Below are 20,288 nucleotides of genomic sequence, written 5' to 3'. Positions count from 1 at the left end.
CGCGGGCCCGGTGTGTTGTGCGCAAGCCTGCGGTGCGCAGGGTCGGATCAGGCGGGCTGGGGTGCGAGGAGATCCTCGCCGAGCAGGAAGTCCGGGTCGATCTGATGGGTCAGATCGGTGCCGGTGCGGGCGTTGCCCCAGCCCGTCGCGTTCTTGAGGTGGAAGTGCACCATCTGGTCGGTGTAGCGGCGCCAGTTGCGGTGGGCGTACGAGTCGTCGGCGGCGTCGTGAAGGGTGCGCAGTGCGTGCCTGTTGGCCTCTTCCAGCTGCGCCCAGGGGAGGGCTCGACCCTTCTCCCTGCCGCGCACCCAGTCCGAGTGGCCGAACGCGGCGAGCAGGTCGTCGCCCACCTCCGCGCTCAGGAAGTCCAGGTCGTCCTGGTTCTGGACCTTGTTGCCGACGACCTGGAGCCGTACGCCGAAGTCCCGGGCGTACTCGCGGTACTGGCGGTAGACGGCCACGCCCTTGCGGGTGGGTTCGGCCACCAGGAAGGTCGTGTCGAAGCGGGTGAACATGCCGGAGGCGAAGGAGTCCGAGCCCGCGGTCATGTCGACGACCATGAACTCCGAGCGCCCGTCCACCAGATGGTTCAGGCACAGTTCCACCGCTCCGACCTTGGAGTGGTAGCAGGCGACGCCGAGATCGTCCTCGGTGAACGGCCCGGTGGCCAGCAGTCTGACGTCCCCTTCTTCCAGTGTGAGCCGGTGGGCGCAGGCGTCGTAGACCGGGTTCTGTCCGGTGATGCGCAGCAGCCGCGAGCCGGCGCCGGGGGGAGTCGTCTTGATCATGGAATCGGCGGAGGCGATACGTGTGTTCGACCCCCGGAGGTAGTCCTTGATCAGGGGGAGGTGCGCGCCCATGGCCGGGATGCCGGCCGCCTCTTCGTCCGTCATGCCCAGAGCGGCGCCCAGGTGCTGGTTGATGTCCGCGTCGATGGCGACCACCGGCAGCCGGCGAGCGGCGAGATGACGGATGAACAGGGACGACAGGGTGGTCTTGCCACTGCCGCCCTTGCCTACGAAAGCGATCTTCATGTTCGTCAGGGTAGGACGGCACAGGTGGTGGAGCAGGTAGCCGAGTGGGCAAGACCACTCGATCGAGGGGCGTAGCGGCACCGCGGTGTGCGTAGGGTCGTGACCCATGAGCAACAGTCCCCAGGCACCCGGCTCGCAGCCGTCCGCCGGTGCTGATCCCTTGGTACCGCTCGGCGGCCTCCCCGGCGTGGGTGAGGCCGTCGATTCGGTGCGCCGCGCCGTCGACCTGCTCTACAAGCACCGCGTCATGCGGCGGCGGAGTACCGAGGTGACCGCCGAGGCCGTACTGCGCGGAGCGCGTGCCAGTGCGGGCCTGGCCGGCGCCGACTGGGCGCTGGAGGAGGTGCGTCGGCGCAGTGATTTCAGCGTCGACGGGCAGGCTCGGACCGTCGGTGCCGCGCTGCGTGTCACCGCCGAGGCGGGTCAACTCCTGCCGATCTGGCGGCAGTCGCCGCTCCGGGTGCTCGCACGGCTGCATCTGGTGGCAGCCGGCGGCGTGCAGCGGCCGGAGGTGCCGGGCAGCGGGGTGGACGCGATCGGTCGCCCGCGGCTGGCCGGCGAGTCGGTCGACGAGCCGACGCTCCCCTTCGAGCTGCCGTCGGCCGACGAGGTGTCCGCGCGTCTGGAGTCGCTCGCCGAGCTGATCGTTGCCGGTTCCTCCGCGCCCGCGCTGGTGACCGCCGCGGTGGTGCACGGCGAACTGCTGGCTCTGCGTCCCTTCGTCTCGCACAACTCCCTCGTCGCGCGCGCGGCGGAACGGGTCGTCCTGGTCGGCAGCGGCCTCGACCCCAAGTCGATCTGCCCGGCGGAGGTCGGCCATCAGGAGGCGCAGTCCGCCGACGGCGGCTACGCGGGCGCCTTCGAGGGGTACCTGTCCGGCACGCCGGAAGGTGTTGGCGCCTGGATCGTGCACTGCGGCCGATCGGTACGCCTGGGTGCGCGCGAATCGACCGCCGTCTGCGAGGCGATGCAGCGCGGCGCAGCCTGAGACATCTGTGACGGCGTGAGAGTCGCGAATTTTCCCGAGGCATGTGCCGGTGTGCGCAGTTGGACGTTTTCGGCGGTGCCCGTTGTCGGGTGAAACGCCGGGGTGAACGCCGGGGCGCGTTCCGGTGTGCGGGGTTCCGGTTGCCGCCTTTTGATTGAGGCGCGTCCGGTGTCGAGTCTGCCGGTGGCACGAAATTACGGCGGCACTGCTCTCGCAGTGCCGCCGCTGACATGTCCACCGGGGTACCAGTGCGTGCTCGAATCAGATCCGATCAGGTCGGGACTTTGCCCGTTACCTGGACGGTGGGCCCGTATTCGACGGGTCGGCGTCGCGTGGGTTCCCGATATTCATGCGCCGGTCCGTGGGCCTTGAACTCCTATTTCCGTCATCCTCTCGGATATCGGTTGAGGTCTCGCGGGCCGTTAAGTCCTTTGTACTCCGGTATGGGAGCGAGGGGAAGCCCGGAGGGCAACGTTGACTTTCCGCCGTTCTTGAGCCACTTGGGGTAGTCGGGTGGGCCGGTGGGCGACAACCGGGCCCGGCTCGATCAACCGGCGTACCGGTGCGAGCGGCGGGCAGAGGAATCGTGGGTGTCGTGGGTGTGCGGTGGAGGTCCGGGCCTTCTCGCGGTCCGAGCGGCCGTCCGCGCGGACCCGGCCTGCGTTGAGCCCCGCGCGGCCCCGCGCGGGACGTGGGTGACGCACTGGTGCGCGGGCCGCGACACTGCGCAGGGAAGCCGCTAAGCGGCTGACCCGGCACGTCTGCGCGCGGCGTACCAGAGCAGCCCGGCGGTCGCCGCCGCGGCTCCGACCGCTGCCGCCGCGGTGACGATCGGGCGGGGCGGCAATGAGGGCAGCCGCTGCTTGAGGCTGACCGGCCGGCTGAACGTCAGCACCGGCCAGTCCCTGGCGACGGCCTCCCTGCGCAGTGCGCGATCGGGGTTCACCGCATGCGGGTGCCCGACCGTCTCCAGCATCGGGACGTCGGTGGCCGAATCGCTGTAGGCGTAGCAACGCTCGAGGTCGTACCCTTCGCTCTCGGCGAGCTCCCGGACCGCCTCCGCCTTGGTCGGTCCGTAGGCGTAGTACTCGACCTCGCCGGTGTAGCAGCCGTCCTCGACGACCATGCGCGTCGCCACCACCCGGTCGGCGCCGATCAGTTCGCCGATGGGCTCGACGACCTCGGCGCCCGAGGTGGAGACGATGACGACGTCGCGTCCCGCGAGATGGTGCTGCTCGATCAGCGAGGCGGCCTCGTCGTAGATGAGCGGGTCGATCAGTTCGTGCAGGGTTTCGGCGACGAGCTCCTTCACGTGCTCGACATTCCACCCCTTGCACAGTGCGGACAGATAGGAGCGCATTCGTTCCATCTGGTCGTGGTCCGCGCGTCCGGCGAGGAACACGAACTGGGCGTAGGCGGTGCGCAGTACGGCCCGACGGTTGATCAGGCCGCCCTGGTAGAACGACTTGCTGAAGGTGAGCGTGCTCGACTTCGCAATGACCGTCTTGTCCAGGTCGAAGAAGGCAGCTGTGCGGGGCATCGAGTGGTTTTCCACGCTGTGGAGGATACCGATGATTGGCGCCCACCATTCGGCGTAAGCTGTTGCGTGTGGGTTTGCTCGAGAAGGCTCTCGGGTACACCATGGAAGTCACGGATCGTTCGCGACCGTGTTAACCCGGTTCGGCTCCTCCCCCCCGAGTCGACCGTGGAAGACGACCCCCGCTCTCCCCCCCCCGGCGGGGGTCGTCGCATGTCCGGACACCTTTGACCGCCCGACTCCGCCGCTGAGTGGCTGTCGGGCTGCCGGTGCACGGGCGTCGGCGCCCTACGGGGAGCCTCGGATGGGAATCACTCTGGGTAGTGGCCGGCTGCTGCGAGCCGACGGCGATGTATGACTCGGAAGCGTGAGCGAGTTATTCACAACCCGTGGGTTATCCACAGAATCTGACCAAGATCCCCAAGTTTCCCCGGACTTCTGCACGGTGAAGGCGCAAGGCGCCCCGGGCTTTGCGAATGGCCGTGGGGGCGCGCTCACCGAGCCCGAAGGGGAAGGCCAGATGGCCGAGACGATCCTGATCGTGACCGAGGACGCCGATCTCCTCGACGACCTGCTGCGACTGTGCGCAGCCGCAGGAGCGGAAGCGGAAGTGGTGCACGGGCCCCGGGTCGCGGATCCGTCCGGAGCACGGTCCTGGCGCTCCGCGCCGCTCGTACTGCTGGGAGACGACCGGGCGCGTCCGCTCGGCGCCGAACTGCACTCGGTGGCCCGCAGGGAGGGTGTGCTGCTCGTCGGCAAGGACCTCGACGACCACTCGATCTGGGAGCGGGGTGTGCGTCTGGGGGCGGAGCAGGTGGTCTTCCTGCCGGACGCCGAGCGATGGCTCACCGGCCGTATCGCGGACGCGGTGGAAGGCGTCGGGCGTCCCGCTCTCACCGTCGGGGTCGTCGGCGGTCGCGGCGGGGCGGGTGCCTCGACACTCGCCTGCGCGCTGGCGATGAGCGCCGCACGCGACGGCGAGCGGACGATGCTCATCGACGGAGACCCGCTCGGCGGCGGTCTGGACATCCTGCTCGGCGGTGAGTCCGCCGACGGCTTGCGCTGGCCCGCGCTGCTGGAGTCGCGCGGGAGGGTGGCGGCCAAGGCGCTGGAGGAATCCCTGCCTGCGGTCGCCGAGTTGAGGGTGCTCAGTTGGGACCGCAGCGACTGCGTGCTGGTCCCGCCCGAGGCGATGCGAGCGGTGCTCGGCGCTGCACGCCGGCGGGGCGGGGCGGTGGTGATCGACCTGCCCCGCCAGCTCGACGAGGCGGTCGCGGAGGCGCTGACGCAGCTGGATCTCGGCCTGATGGTCGTGCCCGCAGAGCTGCGGGCGATCGCGGCGGCCCGCCGGGTGGCGGCTCGTTGGGCGCTGCTGCTGAAGGACCTGAGGGTGGTGGTGCGAGGCCCGTACGCCGCCGGTCTGGGCGCCGAGGAGGTGGCGGCGCTGCTGGACCTGCCACTCGCCGGTGAAGTCCCGACCGAGCGCGATCTGTCCGAGGCCGCTGGCCGCGGCAGGCCGCCCGGCGCGTCGGCGGGTGGCCCGCTGGGGCGGTTCTGCAGCACCTTCTGGTCGCGGGCCCTGCCCGGGGACGGGCTGCAGGGGAGCGCGACCTCGTGAGCGGGGGACAACCGCCGTACGCCTCGGGCCCGTACGCGTCGGCGTCGTATGCGTCGAGTCTGCACGCGGGTCTTCGTGGTGTGCGGCCCGTCACGACGCCGGGCAGGGCCGGGCTCCGACAGCCCCTCGACATCGCTCGAGCGCGCGAAGGAGCGAGCGAACCGGCTGCTCCGTCCGAGGAGTTGGTCGACGCCGTCCGCCGCAGGCTCGCCGAGTCGGCGGCGGACCCGACCCCCTCACAGGTGGCCGCCGCACTGCGTGCCCAGGGCCGGTTGCTCGGCGACAGCGGCGTACTCGCCGTCGTGAACGCCCTGCGATCCGAGCTGGTCGGTGCCGGTCCGTTGGAGCCGCTGCTCGCCGACCCCGAGGTGACGGACGTGCTGGTGGCCGGCCCGCACCGGGTGTGGGTGGACCGCGGGGGAGGACTCGAGCGCACGGACGTCACGTTCACCGACGCCAAGTCCGTGCGTCGGCTCGCGCAGCGACTGGCGAGCGCGGCCGGCCGGCGGCTGGACGACGCCAGGCCGTGGGTCGATGCGCGACTCCCGGACGGCACGAGGTTGCACGCGGTGTTGCCGCCGGTGGCGGTGGACGGCCCGTGTCTGTCGCTGCGGGTCGTGCGCCACCGGGCTTTCGGCCCGGCCGAGTTGGTGGCCGCGGGCACCCTGCCGACGGGCGGTGACCGATTGCTGCGATCGGTCGTGGACGCCAGGCTCTCCTTCCTGGTCTCCGGCGGCACGGGCAGCGGCAAGACGACCCTGCTGAGCTGCCTGCTCGGCCTGGCCGGCCCGGCGGAGCGGCTGGTGCTGGCCGAGGACTCCGCGGAGCTCCGGCCCACGCACCCCCACGTCGTACGGCTGGAGGCCCGGCCGGCGAACCAGGAGGGGGCGGGCCGGGTCGATCTGCGCGATCTGGTCCGACAGGCACTGCGGATGCGTCCTGACCGGTTGGTTGTCGGAGAGGTCCGGGGCGCGGAGGTGATCGATCTGCTCGCCGCCCTGAACACAGGCCACTCCGGAGGGGCAGGCACCCTCCACGCGAACGCGGCGGCCGATGTCCCCGCCCGCCTGGAGGCTCTGGGAATGGCGGCCGGGGTGGGGCGGGCGGCGCTGCACAGCCAGATCGCTGCCGCCCTCGATCTCGTCCTCCATCTGCACCGGGACAGCGCGGGGCGCCGCCGCCTCGCGGAGGTGCACGTACTGCGCCGGGACGCCGACGGGCTCGTACGTACGTTGCCCGCCGCGCGTTGGGGCCCTGCGGGCTTCGTCGAGGCAGAGGGCTGGCCGGTGTTGAAGGACCTCTGCGCACGCGGGGGAGGGGCGGCATGAGCGCGGCACTGGTCGAAATGGCTTGGGCGAGCAGGCAGTTGGGCGGCGGCGAGATGCCTGTCGCGCTGCTGCTGTGCGGTGTGCTGGCCGCTGCGTGGTGGGGTGGTGCCGCGCGGCCGGAGGTGCGGCGGGCACGCGCCCTGTTCGGTGGCGCGGAGCTGTGCGCTTCGCCGTGGAGGCCGGGCCTCGGCGGCGGGCTGCGGCAGAGTGCTCGGCGGGACCCGGTGTCGCGGTGGGTGTTGCGGAGGTGGCCGCCTCGGTGGCGGGGTTCGCCCGGTCACAGCGCTGCCGTTGCGCCGATCGGCCGGCAGCGAGGAATCCGGCTGACGCCGCCCGACGCGTTGCTCTCCCCACGGTCGGCGCCCGAAGCGCTCGTGCTCGGCAGACTGGTTCTGTGCCTCTGCGTGGCAGCGGGTGGAGCGCTGGCGTACTGGCAGCGTTCGCCACTGCCGCTGCTCGGTTGCCTCGCGGCGGCCGTGGCGGTGCGTCGCGGGCTGGGGAGTAGGGCCCGGCGGGTTCTGGCGGACCGTCGTGAAGCGGCGGTGGTGGAGCTGTGCGTCGAGGTCGCGGCCGAGCTGAGGGCGGGCAGTCAGCCGCAGCAGGCACTGTTGGCCGTGGGCGTCACAGACCTCGGACCGCCGGGCACGGCGGTGTTGGCCGCCGCCCGATTCGGAGGGGATCTGCCCGGTGCGCTGCGGAGTGCCGCCAGACAGCCGGGCGGCGCGGGTTTGGGCGGAGTCGCCGCGTGCTGGCAGGTGGCGGCGGAGGGCGGCTCGGGTCTGGCCGTCGGCCTGGACCGCGTGGCACACGCTCTGCGCCTGGAGCGTGACCAGCGCGAGGACCTCCGAGCCCAGCTGGCGGGTCCCCGCGCGACGGTGTCGATCCTGGCGGGACTGCCGCTGCTCGGGGTGTTGCTGGGTACGGCGATGGGCGCCGACCCGTTGGGAGTGCTGCTGCACACGCCGGTCGGCTGGGCCCTGCTCGCGGCCACGCTGGGCCTGGAGCTGCTGGGAGCCCTCTGGGCGCGGGCGATCGTACGTCGGGCGGCGGGCAAGGGAGACGGGGAGGAGACGCGATGAGCATCCGGGTCGGTACGGGAGTTGTGGGGTTCGGTACGACTCCGGCGGGTTGTGTCAGTGCGGGCGTCGCAGCAGAGAGCTGGGCGGCCCCCGTCATCGGGCTGCCGGGCTGCCGGAAAGGGCAGTTGCAGGCGACCGCAGGCTTGCTGCCCGCCTGGCCGTCGGTGCTCTGGTTGTCGGTGGCCGTGGCGGCCGGCGTGGCGTTGCTGGGTCTGCGACGGTGGCGCCGCTCCCGAGGGCGGCGTGCCCGCGCAGTGCTGCTGCTAGGCCCGGTGGCGCCCGTGGTGGCGGCCCGGTCCGAGGGAGCTCGGGCGAGCTCCCGGAAGAGGTTGGCACGGCTCACGGCGCCTCGCGGTCTCGTTCCCGCGGCGGCCGGCCTGTCGGTGGCGGTTCTCCTCGAAGGTCTGCTCGGGGCGCAGTTCGGCCTGCTGCTTGGCGCCTGCTCGGCAGCGGCGGTGTGGCGAGTGCCGGGCACGCGGACCGGCCGCGGGCGCGGAGAGAAAGCGCAGCTGAGGGAAGCGGGCCGTCAACTCCCTTTCGCGGCCGAGTTGTTGGCGGCGTGCATCGCAGCCGGCAGTCGGCCGCGGGAGGCGGCGTGGGCGGTGGGCGCGAGCCTGGGCGGGCCCTTCGGAGAGCGTCTGGTGAGGGTGTGTCAGGAGCTTCGGCTGGGCGCGGAGCCCGACGTCGCCTGGCGGTGCGTCGCGGACGTCGAAGGCGGTCGCCGGCTGGCCCGCTGCCTGGAGCAGGCGGAGCAGTCCGGAGCGCCCGTGGTCGATGAGATATCGCGTCAGGCGGCGGCGGCGAGAGCCGACCGGGCTCGTACCAGCGCTGCCCGTGCCAGACAGGCGGCGGTGCACGTCACCGCGCCGCTCGGGCTGTGCTTTCTGCCCGCGTTTCTGCTGGCAACGGTCGTGCCCGTGGTGATCGGCCTCGGGCAGCGTCTCACCTAGGTCGCTCGCCCAACGGCACGCTCCCGTAAGTCCGTACCGCGTCCCGGCCGCATCGCGTTCCGTGGCTTTCCCCGCTCTGCGCCGCCCGATCCTGTGACCGGGGCGTTGCTCGGCGGGTGCCGGACAGATCGTCGGGCGGCACGGCGCTGGACGGTTGTCTTCGATTCTTTCCACCCGGATCAGTCTCAACTCCGAGGAGATAAAGCCATGTTGATGTGCCCCACCGTGCGACGGCGGCGTATCGCCGATGCCTTGCCGTATTGCGGCCGGCTTCGGCGTGCTGCGCGTTGGCCCCGTACGACCGACGCAGGGATGAGCACTGCGGAGTACGCGGTGGCAACGCTCGCCGCCTGTGCTTTCGCGGCGGTCCTGTACCAGGTGCTGACCAGTTCGTCCGTCACGGCGGCGTTGCAGGGACTGATCGAGCGTGCGTTCAGTTCGGCGGTGTGAATGCGTGGTCGCCGGGGTGAAGGCGGATGTGCGTCGGGGTCGGGCGCGGTGTCTGTGCCGGTGGCGGGATTCGGGACAGGCCACGGCGGAGACCGCGGTGGTCGTCCCGTCTCTGGTCCTGCTCACCGCGATGCTGCTGTGGGGGCTGCTCGCCGGCGCGGCTCACATCCAGTGCGTCGACGCCGCCCGCGCCGGAGCCAGGGCCGCTGCCAGGGCGGAACCGTGGCCTGGTGTGACGGCTGCGGCTCGACAGGTGGCTCCGGCCGGTGCGGAGGTCGAGGCACGTCGTGTCGGCGACCTGGTCCGCGTGCGGGTGAGAGCGCGAAGCGCCGGCCCTGGCCCGCTGTCTGTCGAGTTGAGCGCCGAAGCGGTTGCCCAGGCGGAGGACCGCCCGCCCCCGGGCGGTCCTCCGCCTGGGCAACCGCTTCGGCGCTCAACTCGACAGACAGCGGGCCAGGGCCGGCGCTTCGCGCTCTCACCCGCACGCGGTCGGCCCGGGACCGTCCGAGCCCGGGAGCCGCGTGTCGTCACCGTTGCTGCCGTCACCGCCGGTGGCGACAGCGCCGAGTGCGCCGACGATGCCGAGCGCGCCGATGCGTACGCCTCCGAGCGGTGGGCCCGAGCGGCCCGGGGAGAGCGCCGAGCCAGAGGGAGCAGCGGAAGCCGCCCGTGATGGTGGGGTGGGCGCGCCGGGGGCAGAGGGCGGGAGCGTCGGATGAGCGGAGGGGAGAGTCGGCCGGTCGGCCGGGGCCCTGGGCGGCCATTCGACGGCGCCCTCGGGCGGTGGCGCGCAGAGATGCAGGGGCCTCACCGGTTCTGCAGTTCGGCGGGTTACCGACTTCGTCGTTCGGCGAGATGCGGGGATGACGGAGGCTCCGCCACCGTGTGGGCCGCGTGGTCGGCGTTGGCCCTGTGCACCGTGTTCCTGGCGCTGATGTCGCTCTGCGAGGTTGTCGCCGTGCGCCATCGCACAGCCGGCGCGGCGGATCTGGCAGCGCTCGCGGCGGCAGCCCGGGCACCTCAGGGGCAGCGACCCGCCTGCGGCGCGGCACGTCGAGTGGCCGAGGCGCAGGGAGCCTCCGTGGTGCGGTGTGTGCTCGGGCCCGGTGGCGCTGTGGACCTCACGGCCCGGATATCTCGCGGTCCGTACGCGCCGGAGATTCGGTCGAGGGCGGGGCCGCCCGGAGCAGTTCGGTGAGCAGACGCAGCGCGCCGCGTTTGTGCAGGGGCTCGTTGCCGTTGCCGCACTTCGAGGACTGCACACAGGACGGGCACCCGCGTTCGCACTCGCAGACCGCGATGGCTTCGCGAGTCGCCCCGAGCCACCGCTGTGCGGTGCCGAAGGCACGTTCCGCGAAGCCGGCACCGCCCGGCTGCCCGTCGTAGACGAAGACCGTGGGGAGGAGCGTGTCGGGATGCAGCGGGACGGAGACGCCACCGATGTCCCACCGGTCGCAGGTGGCGAAAAGCGGCAGCATGCCGATCGAGGCGTGCTCGGCGGCGTGCAGCGCTCCGGGGAGCATCTCGGGGCCGATGCCGGCGGAGTCCAGCTGACCCTCCGAGACCGTCCACCACACGGCGCGTGTGCGCAGTGTGCGCGGCGGCAGGTCGAGTTTGGTCTCGCCCAGGACCTCGTTCGTCACCAGCTTGCGCCGCAGATAAGAGACGACCTGGTGGGTGACCTCCACCGAACCGAAGCACAGTTCGCCCTCGCCCCAGGGCACTCGGGAGGTGGTCTCCAGGATCGTGATGGCGGTGGTGTCCCTGGCCATGGTCGACCACGGCGGACTGGACTCCTCCACCAGCGCGACGGATCCGTTCGGGTCGTCCAGGTCGAGTTGTCGTACGACGTAGCTGCGGCCCTGGTGCAGATGCACGGCGCCCTCGTGGACCGTGCTGTGCGCCGCCGCGGCGTCGACGGTGCCGAGCAGTCGGCCCGTCGCCTCCTCGACGACCTGGACGGGCGCGCCGCCCTGCCCGCGGATGTCGGTGAGGTCGACGGCTCTCTCCCGACGCGTCCAGTACCAGGTCGAGCCCCGCCGCCGCAGCAGTCTGCGTCGCTCCAGCGAGGGCACCACCTCGGCCGCCGCAGGCCCGAAGAGTCCGAAGTCGGCTTCGGAGAGCGGGATTTCGGCTGCCGCCGCACAGAGGTGAGGAGCGAGCACATAAGGGTTGTCCGGGTCGAGCACGGTCGACTCGACCGGTTGTGAGAAGAGTGCCTCGGGGTGGTGCACCAGATAGGTGTCCAGCGGGTCGTCCCGCGCGATGAGGACGGCGAGGGCGTCCTGGCCCTGGCGCCCCGCCCGTCCGGCCTGCTGCCAGAGGGAGGCCCGGGTCCCGGGATAGCCGGCGATGAGGACCGCGTCGAGGCCGGAGATGTCCACGCCGAGTTCCAGCGCGGTCGTCGCGGCGAGGCCGAGCAGTTCGCCGGAGTGCAGTGCGCGTTCGAGGGCGCGACGTTCCTCGGGAAGGTAGCCACCCCGGTATGCGGCGATTCGTGCAATCCGAGAGCGATCATTTTCAGCCAGTCGTTCCTGGGCGATGACCGCCGTCAGTTCTGCGCCCCGTCGGGACCGGACGAACGCCAGCGTTCTGACGTCCCGGGCGGCGAGATCGGCCAGCAGTTCCGCGGCCTCGGAGGTTGCCGTGCGCCTTACGGGAGCGCCTCGTTCGCCCTGCCCGCCCGTCAGCGGCGGCTCCCACAGCGCGAACGTCAAACGGCCCTTCGGGGAGGTGTCCTCGGTGACCTCGCGCACGGGCACGCCGGTGAGCCGGGTCGCTGCCGCCGCTGGGTCGGCGGAGGTGGCCGAGGCGAGCAGGAAGACCGGGTCGGCCCCGTACTTCGCCGCGACCCGGCGGAGCCGTCGCAGCACCTGGGCGACGTGTGAGCCGAAGACGCCCCGATAGGTGTGGCACTCGTCCACGACGACGTAGCGCAGCCCGTGGAGGAAGGAGGACCAACGGGGGTGGGACGGGAGTATCCCGCGGTGGAGCATGTCCGGATTGGTGAGCACGTAGTTGGCGTGCAGCCGTACCCACTCACGCTCCTCGTAGGGGGTGTCGCCGTCGTACACGGCCGGACGGGCCCGGCTGCCGAGCGGGCGCGCGAGCTCCTTGAGGGCTCGCAACTGGTCGGCGGCGAGCGCTTTGGTCGGGGCCAGGTAGAGGGCGGTGGTGCCGCGGCCGTCCGGCGCCTGCGCACCTTCGAGCAGGGTGTTCAGAACCGGCAGCGTGTAGGTGAGCGACTTTCCGGAAGCGGTGCCGGTGGCGACGACGACGGACTCGCCGGCCAGCGCGTGCTGCAGTGCGGCCACCTGGTGCTCCCAGGGGCGCTCGACGCCCGCCGCGCGCACGGCTTCGATCACCTCTGGCCGGATCGGGGCGGGCCAGTCGGCATGACGACCGACCCTTGGGGGCACATGCTCCGTATGGGTGATCCGGCTGTCCCGGTCGGCCGTGCCGGCGAGCTGCTCGAAGACCGACCCGGGCGGTGACGGGGCGGGTCGGGCACCCTGTGTGTACGGGCGACGATTGCTGGCCATTGACACCGAGTGTGTCATCAGCCTGACGGACAATGGCTCAAGGCGTCGTGCACGCACGTGAGTAGGTGATTGAATGCCCCTGCGGCTGCCGATCCGTCCCTTCCGGGCAGCGGGGGATACCCATCCCCTTCTGAGGAGGGGATAGCCCAGGGGGCGACCGCTCGATAGCAAGGTGCTGGAGGATCCGTGGACCTGTCCCTGTCGACCCGTACCGTAGGCGATCGCACGATCGTCGAGGTCGGTGGCGAGATCGATGTGTACACCGCGCCCAAGCTGCGTGAGCAGCTCGTGGAGCTTGTGAACGATGGAAGCTTCCACCTCGTTGTGGATATGGAAGGTGTCGACTTCCTTGACTCCACCGGTCTGGGCGTGCTGGTGGGAGGTCTCAAGCGAGTGCGCGCGCACGAGGGTTCGTTGCGGCTGGTCTGTAATCAGGAGCGCATCCTGAAGATCTTCCGGATCACCGGCCTGACGAAGGTCTTCCCGATCCACAATTCGGTCGACGAAGCCGTCGCGGCCACCGACTGACGCGCCCTCATACAGAGGCTTCTCCCCGGGGGTCGGGCACTGCGTTGCGCCGGACCCCCGGTGAAGCACGTCCGTACGACCTCCAAGGGGATGGCATGGCCACCGTCGAACTGCGCTTCAGTGCGCTTCCCGAGCACGTGCGCACCGCTCGTCTGGTGGCGGCGGCCGTCGCTCGGCGAGCAGGGGTCGACGAAGCCGTGCTGGACGAAGTCCGGCTCGCGGTGGGTGAGGCGTGCAGCCGTGCCGTGGGTCTGCACCAGAGCGGCGGTCTGAGTTCGCCGGTGCGCGTCGCCCTCATCGAGGACGACAAGAAATTCGCCATCGAGGTGGGTGACGACGCCGCCGTGGCAGGAGAGACCGGCGGCACCGCGGTCGGTGGCGCGGCCGACGGCGCCGAGGACGAGAGCGACATGGGGCTCGCGGTGATCAGCGGCCTCGTGGACGACGTCGAGGTGCTCTCCGACGACCACGGCGGTCTCATCCGTATGACCTGGCCGACCGCTCCGGCGCCGCTCTTTTCCTGACGCCGCGGGCTTGACCGTCGGGGCCCGTTCGACGAGGTCGGGCCGGCGAGAGCCGGTCGGGTCCGTCGCCGATCCCCGTCGTGGGTCCCGAGCGGGTGTGCGGGCAGCCCGCCGGCCGGCGCACGCCGATTGGTGAGCAGCAGTACGAGCCGTGTGTGCCGTACGAGTTGCACGCGCCGCGCGTCTGGCCGCCTGCCGGTCCGTGCCGCTCCACGCCGGCGCTTGTGCGGCGTCCGTCGACGGTCGCCTCCGTCGGAACTGCTGCCCCGTACTGCGTCTGCTGCCGGGCGAACGTACAGCTGGGCCCATCGAGTTGCCGACCGAGCGCTGCCGGTGAAGCGCCGACCGAGCGCTGCCGAGGTCTTCTCGGGCGCGGCGACGCGCCAGGTTTCGCCTTCCTCGCTGGGTTTCGACCGCCGTGCCCCGTGCGCCACGGTCGGAGCGGTCAACCCGGTGACGTTTCCGGGACGCTCTTTCCGGTCGTCTTCGCCCGCTCAGGATCGCCGTGAAGACGTCCGGCAGTCGCTCGGACGTCCGGTGTGCGGATCTCCGGTGCTCCGGTCGCGGATCTTGTTCCGCGCTGCCGAGTGATCTCCTGGCGCTGCTGAGGCCTTTGTTTTTCCTGTTGGGAACCGGTGTGCCCGATCCCTGCTGATCGATAGTGAGATCATTTTCCGAGCAGTCAGGATTATGTACACACTCCCTTGTGAGGGAATTCCCAAAGAGTCGCCTTTCTGATCTTCGTCAACTCGCTGCGAATTCCTCGCGACGGCGCCCTGTTTAGTTCACAGGAAGATCTCTAGACTCCCTCGACATCTGAGCAGCAGGACGCCTGAGCGTGTGCTTGCGCGCGCCCATGTGCCAAACGTCAAGGAGGACGAATGGCGGGGCAACTCCCCACTCTGCAGGGCCATCACCTGTTGGCCGACGCCGTGCTGACAACGGGCAACAGAGGGCTGGTGGTGGTGATCGCCGTGATCGCCCTGGCCGCCCTCGTCGTTGCCGTGGTGCTCTTGCGCCAGGTCCTCGCGGCCGACGAGGGCACGGAGAGCATGAAGGAGATCGCTGCGGCTGTACAGGAGGGCGCGAATGCCTACCTGTATCGACAGTTGCGCACACTCGGCATTTTTGCCGTGGTCGTCTTCTTCCTGCTCTTCCTGCTCCCTGCCGACGATACGAATCAACGGATTGGGCGTTCACTGTTCTTCCTGGTGGGCGCTGCTTTCTCTGCGGCCACCGGGTATATCGGCATGTGGCTCGCGGTCCGCAGCAACGTCCGAGTGGCGGCAGCGGCGCGTGAGGCGACGCCCGCTGAGGGCCAACCGGCCGCCGATCTCACCGCGGTTTCGCACAAGGCGATGAAGATCGCTTTCCGCACCGGCGGCGTGGTGGGAATGTTCACCGTCGGTCTCGGCCTGTTCGGTGCTGCCTGCGTGGTGCTCGTGTACGCCGCGGACGCACCGAAGGTGCTGGAGGGCTTCGGTCTCGGCGCCGCGCTCATCGCGATGTTCATGCGAGTGGGCGGCGGCATCTTCACCAAGGCGGCCGATGTGGGCGCGGACCTCGTCGGCAAGGTGGAACAGGGCATCCCCGAGGACGACCCTCGCAACGCGGCGACCATCGCCGACAACGTGGGCGACAACGTCGGTGACTGCGCCGGTATGGCCGCCGACCTCTTCGAGTCCTACGCCGTCGTACTGGTGGCCAGCCTGATCCTGGGCACCGTGGCTTTCGGCGACGCCGGACTCGCCTTCCCGCTGATCGTTCCGGCGATCGGCGTGCTCACCGCGATGATCGGTGTCTTCGTCGTCGCGCCGCGCCGTACGGACCGCAGCGGGATGTCCGCGATCAACCGCGGCTTCTTCATCTCGGCGGCCATCTCGCTCGTACTGGTCGCGGTGGCGGCGTACACCTATCTCCCGGCCACGTTCGCGGAGTTGGACGGGGTCACCAACGAGGCCATCGCCGGCCACGAGGGCGACCCGCGGCTGATCGCGCTGACCGCGGTGGCGATCGGCATCGTGCTCGCGGCACTGATCCAGCAGCTGACCGGCTACTTCACCGAGACGACCCGCAAGCCGGTCCAGGACGTGGGGAAGAGCTCGCTGACGGGCCCCGCGACCGTCGTGCTGGCAGGCGTTTCGCTCGGTCTGGAATCGGCGGTCTACACGGCGCTGTTGATCGGGCTGAGCGTGTACGGCGCGTTCCTGCTCGGCGGTACGTCGATCATGCTCGCCCTCTTCGCCGTCGCCCTCGCGGGCACGGGCCTGCTGACGACGGTGGGCGTCATCGTCGCCATGGACACCTTCGGGCCGGTCTCCGACAACGCCCAGGGCATCGCCGAGATGTCCGGCGACGTCGAGGGCGCGGGCGCGCAGGTGCTCACCGACCTCGACGCGGTGGGCAACACCACCAAGGCGATCACCAAGGGCATCGCCATTGCCACGGCAGTACTCGCCGCCGCCGCGCTCTTCGGCTCCTATCGGGACGCCTTCGAGACGGCGGCACGCGATGTCGGCGCCGCGGCGGGGGAGATGAACCTCAGCCTGGACATCGCCCAGCCCAACAATCTCGTCGGCCTGATCCTCGGTGCAGCGGTCGTCTTCCTCTTCTCCGGCCTCGCGATCAGCGCCGTCTCGCGCTCCGCGGGCGCCGTCGTGTACGAGGTGCGGCGCCAGTTCCGGGAGCACCCCGGGATCATGGACTACACGGAGAAGCCGGAGTACGGGCGCGTCGTCGACATCTGCACCAAGGACGCACTGCGCGAGTTGACCACGCCGGGCCTGCTGGCGGTGATGTCGCCGATCGCGGTCGGCTTCAGCCTGGGCATCGGAGCGCTCGCCTGCTTCCTCGCGGGAGCCATCGCGGCGGGCATCCTGATGGCCGTCTTCCTGGCCAACTCCGGTGGTGCGTGGGACAACGCCAAGAAGATGGTCGAGGACGGCCACCACGGCGGCAAGGGCAGCGAGGCCCACTCCGCGACGGTGATCGGTGACACCGTGGGCGACCCGTTCAAGGACACCGCGGGTCCGGCAATCAACCCGCTGCTCAAGGTCATGAACCTGGTGGCGCTCCTCATCGCGCCCGCCATCGTGACCCTCTCGTACGGCGACGGCGCGAGCGCCCCGCTCCGAGCGGTGATCGCGGTGGCCTCGGTGATCGTCATCGTGGGCGCCGTCTACGTCTCCAAGCGGCGTGGAGTGGTGATGGGCGAAGAGGATGATTCGGACAACGTGAGCAAGCCCACTCAGCCAAGGGATCCGGTCGCGGCTCCCTGATCGAGACGGGTGGGTGAGGGCCGCCGGCCGTGTGGTGCGGTGGTGCTCACTGTCCGGGGTTTGTGCAGTTCAGCGGGTGGTGCGCGGAGTGCGCGCCACCCGCTTCCGCTGCCCGGGAGCAGGTGGCGGAAGTACCGCGGACCGCTGCAGAGGTCTGCGACAAAATTGCTGCTTTGGGTCCAGAAAGCATCGAACGCGTATCTTCGCCGCCTCGTGGGTGGCGCCGGGCGTGTATGTTCCGGGCCGAGTAGCCATGAAGGGATGGAACCGGTGAACAACAAGCTCGCCGCGGCGCTGTGTGGCAGCGCCGCCCTCGCTCTCGCGCTGACCGGCTGTGGCGGTGACGACGAGGACGACGGGAAGGCCCAGGCCTGGGCGAAGAAGGTCTGTGACCAGGTCCAGCCCCAGGTGAAGAAGATCCAGGGCGCCAACACGGCCATCTCCGAGGCCGCCGCCAAGGACAGCTCCTCCGCCGCCGTGCAGAAGGCCGACTCCGAGGCGTTCGGTCAACTCTCCGATGCCTACAAGTCGTTGGGCAGTGCGGTCTCGGGCGCGGGCGAGCCCCCGGTGGACGACGGGGCCAAGCTGCGCAAGGACGCGGTCAAGGAGCTCAGCGACATCTCCGCCTCCTACGCGGGCCTCAAGGTCAAGGTCGACAAGCTCGACACCAAGGACCAGGCGAAGTTCGCCGACGGTCTGCGCGAGGTGGCCAAGGAGCTGGAGACGCTCGGCAGGAGCGGCGACGCGGCGCTCAACAAGCTCGAGTCCGGTGATCTGCGCACCGCGATGAGCAAGGAGCCTGGCTGCTCCAAGACCGGCGTGGACAAGTCCGGACCCTCCAACGCCTGACGCCCTTCCACCGCCGAGAGGCGGCGTGTGCGGTGTCGGGGGCCTCCCGTGCAGGGGCGATGACGGGCGGCGCCGGAGCCGGGGCGATTCCACCGCCCGAATCGGGCGGTGCACAGAAGGCGTGCGGTCGGCCCGGTGACGCCGCGACGGCGAATCCACCGGGCCGACCCACCACAATGGAGGGGTGAGTACGAACCTCCCCATTGCCAGCGATACGACCGCCCGACTGCGTGAGGCGTTCCTGGCCGCCTCCTTCACCGTGGACGGGCTGCTTGAGCTGCTGGGCGCCCCCGCCTATGCGGCGCTCGCCCGCAGCGAGACCATCCCGGCGCTGCGCGCCACTCGCGGCGACAGCGCACTGGCCACACTGGTTCGGCTCTTCCTGCTCCAGGGCGGAGTGGACCGTGACCGTGCCGCTGCCGTGCTGCCCCTGCGGGAGGCCCTCGACGACGGCTGGCTGAGCGTTGTGCACAGCTCCCCGGGGGACGAGGTGCGCGCCACCGTCGACGTACGCCCCTACGGAGGTCCACAGGGCGAGGACTGGTGGATCGTCTCCGACCCGGGCTGCGCGGTGGGTGGCGCGAGCGGAATCCGTGGGCCCGAGAAGGACCGCGAGAACGTGGTTCTCGGCGTCGGCGGAGCCTCCACCACGCTGGCCGGCCTGGTGGTGCGCGAACCGGTCGACCGCGCCCTCGACCTCGGCACCGGCTCCGGAATCCTGGCCCTCCACCTCGGTCGGCACGCCACCGAGGTCACCGCGACCGACCTCAATCCCAGAGCCCTGCGCTTCGCAGAACTGACACTCGCCCTCTCCGACGCGCCCGAGGCCGAGCTGCGGGAGGGCTCGCTCTTCGAGCCGGTCGACAACGAGGAGCCGTACGACCTGATCGTCTCCAACCCGCCGTTCGTGATCTCCCCGGGGCGGCTCTCCGGCGAGGACAGGGCTCTGACCTACCGCGACGGCGGGCTCTCCGGCGACGCACTGTGCCGCACCCTGGTCCAGAACAGCGCTGCCCGGCTTGCCCCCGGCGGGTACTGCCAACTGCTCGCCAACTGGCAGCACATCAGCGGCGAGGACTGGCGCGACCGGGTGCGCGGCTGGGTGCCGCGCGGCTGCGACGCCTGGATCGTGCAGCGCGAGATCCAGGACGTCAACCAGTACACCGAGCTGTGGCTGCGCGATGCGGGCGCGCATCTCCTCGGCTCCGAGGAGTACGCGAGGCGCTACGACGCCTGGCTCACGGAGTTCGAACGCAGCGGCACCGAGGCGGTCGGCTTCGGCTGGATCAGCCTGCGCCGCACTGACAGCGAACAGCCCTCGCTCACGCTGGAGGAGTGGACGCACCCCGTCGAGCAGCCGCTCGGCGAGACGGTGCGCGAGCACTTCGCCCGACAGGACTTCCTGCGCCGCCACGACGATGCCGCGCTGCTCGACACCCGGTTCGTACTGGCCGAGGGCGTGGTGCAGGAGCAGGTCGGTCCGCCCGGTGCCGAGGACCCGGAGCATGTGGTGCTGCGCCAGAGTCGCGGCATGATGCGCGCGACCAAGGTGGACACCGTGGGCGCCGGCTTCGCGGGGGTGTGCGACGGCACGCTGAGCGCGGGTCGCATTCTCGACGCGATCGCCCAACTCGTCGGCGAGGACGCGGTGGCGCTGCGGGACCGCACGCCCGACGCGATTCGGCTGCTGGTGGAGCAGGGCTTCCTGCTGCCCTCCGCGGAGGGCTGACTGCTTCTCGGCCCGGGCCGCCTGTCGCTCCCCTCTCCGCCGGCCGCGCACGTACGGCGGCGCGGCGGGAAGACGGTCGCTTCGCGGGGGAGACGGGCCGGGAGTTGTCCGGGCCCTGTCGTTCGTCTCCTGGCAGGTCGGCCGGAACTCGCCGTCGCGTGAGGGGAGTTGCGCGCCGCGCCGTGCACGCCCCGGCGAGTGCGTCGATCCGCGTCGAAGCGCCCCGGGCGCCTGCTCGCGCCACGGGTCGGCGGGTCGGCAGACAGGGGCAACGGCAGTCGACGGTGCGGCATCTCCGTCCGCGCGCGACGGGCCCGGTGCGCCGATTCCCGGCGCGACGAGGTGATACCCGTCGATTCCGGGTGACGACGAGGCTGCGCGCGACGGGCCGGATGCGGCGGCGAGTTGTACGGGCGGGCGGTCGGCGTTCACCCGGAATTGGCGGGCGCGCCGCACAGGGCTGTGAGCCTCGCCCGCATGGAGAGAGCCGCAGGGGCTGGACTGGAGGCGGGGCCTGCGTTCTTCGCGGGGACCGTCTGCGTGCTCTTCGGAGCACTGCTGCTGGTGTGGACCGTCGCGCGGATGCGCCGGGGAGAGCCGGTGGTGGCAGAGGGGAGCCCAGTCGTCGCCGCGCTGTTGACGGTCACCTTCGGGGCGTTCTTCCTCGCCGGAGGCCTGTGGCTGCTGCTCAACCTCTGAGTGCTCCGTACGGGGCCGTCGTAGCGCTCGGCACGAACGTCGGCGAGTTCCCGATTCAGCGGCGACGAGACCTCCGGCGTGGCTCCGCCGGCCCCTTCGCCGCTTCTCGGCCACCCGCGGCGTGTCTGCGCGGCGGCTTCACCCCGTCCGCGCTC

16 protein-coding genes and 1 pseudogene are annotated in these 20,288 nt (G+C 70.9%); 14 read left to right on the top strand and 3 right to left on the bottom strand.

Annotation, left to right across the window (positions count from 1 at the left end):
• Positions 1-47: 47 nt before the first annotated feature.
• On the bottom strand, positions 48-1,034 hold the full coding sequence (locus tag JGS22_RS06365; RefSeq protein WP_211042293.1) for an ATP-binding protein: 987 nt from the start codon (positions 1,032-1,034) through the stop codon (positions 48-50).
• Positions 1,035-1,140: 106 nt separating this feature from the next.
• On the opposite strand from JGS22_RS06365, the gene JGS22_RS06360 reads away from it, so the two are divergent.
• Positions 1,141-2,022 (top strand): Fic family protein, encoded by an 882-nt coding sequence (locus tag JGS22_RS06360; protein WP_211042292.1) that lies wholly within the window; start codon positions 1,141-1,143, stop codon positions 2,020-2,022.
• 739 nt (positions 2,023-2,761) lie between these two features.
• On the opposite strand, the gene JGS22_RS06355 is transcribed toward JGS22_RS06360, so the two are convergent.
• Positions 2,762-3,589, bottom strand: a complete 828-nt coding sequence (locus JGS22_RS06355; protein ID WP_211042297.1) for an HAD family hydrolase — start codon at positions 3,587-3,589, stop codon at positions 2,762-2,764.
• Between the two features lie 490 nt (positions 3,590-4,079).
• Between JGS22_RS06355 and ssd the strand changes: the two genes are divergently transcribed.
• From ssd to JGS22_RS06320, 7 genes are all read left to right on the top strand, one after another.
• The gene (gene ssd, locus JGS22_RS06350; RefSeq protein ID WP_211042291.1) at positions 4,080-5,177 is read left to right on the top strand and encodes a septum site-determining protein Ssd; all 1,098 of its coding nucleotides are present in this window, start codon (positions 4,080-4,082) and stop codon (positions 5,175-5,177) included.
• A 182-nt stretch (positions 5,178-5,359) separates the two neighbouring features.
• Positions 5,360-6,505 (top strand): TadA family conjugal transfer-associated ATPase, encoded by a 1,146-nt coding sequence (locus JGS22_RS06345; RefSeq protein WP_216814864.1) that lies wholly within the window; start codon positions 5,360-5,362, stop codon positions 6,503-6,505.
• A gap of 404 nt (positions 6,506-6,909) precedes the next feature.
• Entirely contained in the window at positions 6,910-7,584 is a 675-nt protein-coding gene (locus tag JGS22_RS06340; protein ID WP_308405542.1) for a type II secretion system F family protein, read from the top strand.
• A complete protein-coding gene (locus JGS22_RS06335; RefSeq protein ID WP_211042290.1) occupies positions 7,581-8,534 on the top strand; it encodes a type II secretion system F family protein in 954 nt (317 codons plus the stop codon). The genes JGS22_RS06340 and JGS22_RS06335 overlap by 4 nt, the downstream gene beginning before the upstream one ends.
• A 312-nt stretch (positions 8,535-8,846) precedes the next feature.
• The gene (locus tag JGS22_RS27305; RefSeq protein WP_236073049.1) at positions 8,847-8,984 is read left to right on the top strand and encodes a DUF4244 domain-containing protein; all 138 of its coding nucleotides are present in this window, start codon (positions 8,847-8,849) and stop codon (positions 8,982-8,984) included.
• Positions 8,962-9,657 carry a TadE family type IV pilus minor pilin gene (locus JGS22_RS26995; protein WP_308405541.1) on the top strand — a complete coding sequence of 232 codons (696 nt, stop codon included), beginning with the start codon at positions 8,962-8,964 and terminating at the stop codon, positions 9,655-9,657. Before JGS22_RS27305 ends, JGS22_RS26995 begins: the two co-directional genes overlap by 23 nt.
• Before the next feature lie 42 nt (positions 9,658-9,699).
• Positions 9,700-10,182 (top strand): Rv3654c family TadE-like protein, encoded by a 483-nt coding sequence (locus tag JGS22_RS06320; protein WP_308405540.1) that lies wholly within the window; start codon positions 9,700-9,702, stop codon positions 10,180-10,182.
• Here the strand turns inward: JGS22_RS06320 and sftH are convergent.
• A pseudogene (sftH, locus tag JGS22_RS06315) lies at positions 10,106-12,579 on the bottom strand (DNA 3'-5' helicase SftH). The gene JGS22_RS06320 and the pseudogene sftH sit on opposite strands and share 77 nt — an antisense overlap.
• Positions 12,580-12,712: 133 nt before the next feature.
• Between sftH and bldG the strand changes: the two are divergent.
• The 6 genes from bldG to JGS22_RS06285 all read left to right on the top strand — a co-directional run bounded on the left by bldG (position 12,713) and on the right by JGS22_RS06285 (position 20,133).
• Positions 12,713-13,054: an anti-sigma factor antagonist BldG gene (bldG, locus tag JGS22_RS06310; RefSeq protein ID WP_143647025.1), complete on the top strand. Its 342-nt coding sequence runs from the start codon at positions 12,713-12,715 to the stop codon at positions 13,052-13,054.
• Positions 13,055-13,149: 95 nt separating this feature from the next.
• The gene (locus tag JGS22_RS06305) at positions 13,150-13,578 is read left to right on the top strand and encodes an ATP-binding protein (protein WP_211041017.1); all 429 of its coding nucleotides are present in this window, start codon (positions 13,150-13,152) and stop codon (positions 13,576-13,578) included.
• 881 nt (positions 13,579-14,459) lie between these two features.
• Positions 14,460-16,856, top strand: a complete 2,397-nt coding sequence (locus JGS22_RS06300) for a sodium-translocating pyrophosphatase (protein ID WP_211041018.1) — start codon at positions 14,460-14,462, stop codon at positions 16,854-16,856.
• Positions 16,857-17,117: 261 nt separating this feature from the next.
• Positions 17,118-17,705 (top strand): small secreted protein, encoded by a 588-nt coding sequence (locus tag JGS22_RS06295; RefSeq protein ID WP_211041019.1) that lies wholly within the window; start codon positions 17,118-17,120, stop codon positions 17,703-17,705.
• 184 nt (positions 17,706-17,889) lie between these two features.
• Positions 17,890-19,434, top strand: a complete 1,545-nt coding sequence (locus JGS22_RS06290; RefSeq protein WP_211041020.1) for a DUF7059 domain-containing protein — start codon at positions 17,890-17,892, stop codon at positions 19,432-19,434.
• Between the two features lie 477 nt (positions 19,435-19,911).
• The gene (locus tag JGS22_RS06285) at positions 19,912-20,133 is read left to right on the top strand and encodes a hypothetical protein (protein WP_372454199.1); all 222 of its coding nucleotides are present in this window, start codon (positions 19,912-19,914) and stop codon (positions 20,131-20,133) included.
• Positions 20,134-20,288 lie beyond the last annotated feature (155 nt).

This window comes from Streptomyces tardus (assembly GCF_018101125.2).
Taxonomy (GTDB): Bacteria; Actinomycetota; Actinomycetes; order Streptomycetales; family Streptomycetaceae; genus Streptomyces; species Streptomyces tardus.
Note: the sequence above shows the minus strand (reverse complement) of the source record. Positions and strands in the feature narration are given on the sequence as shown.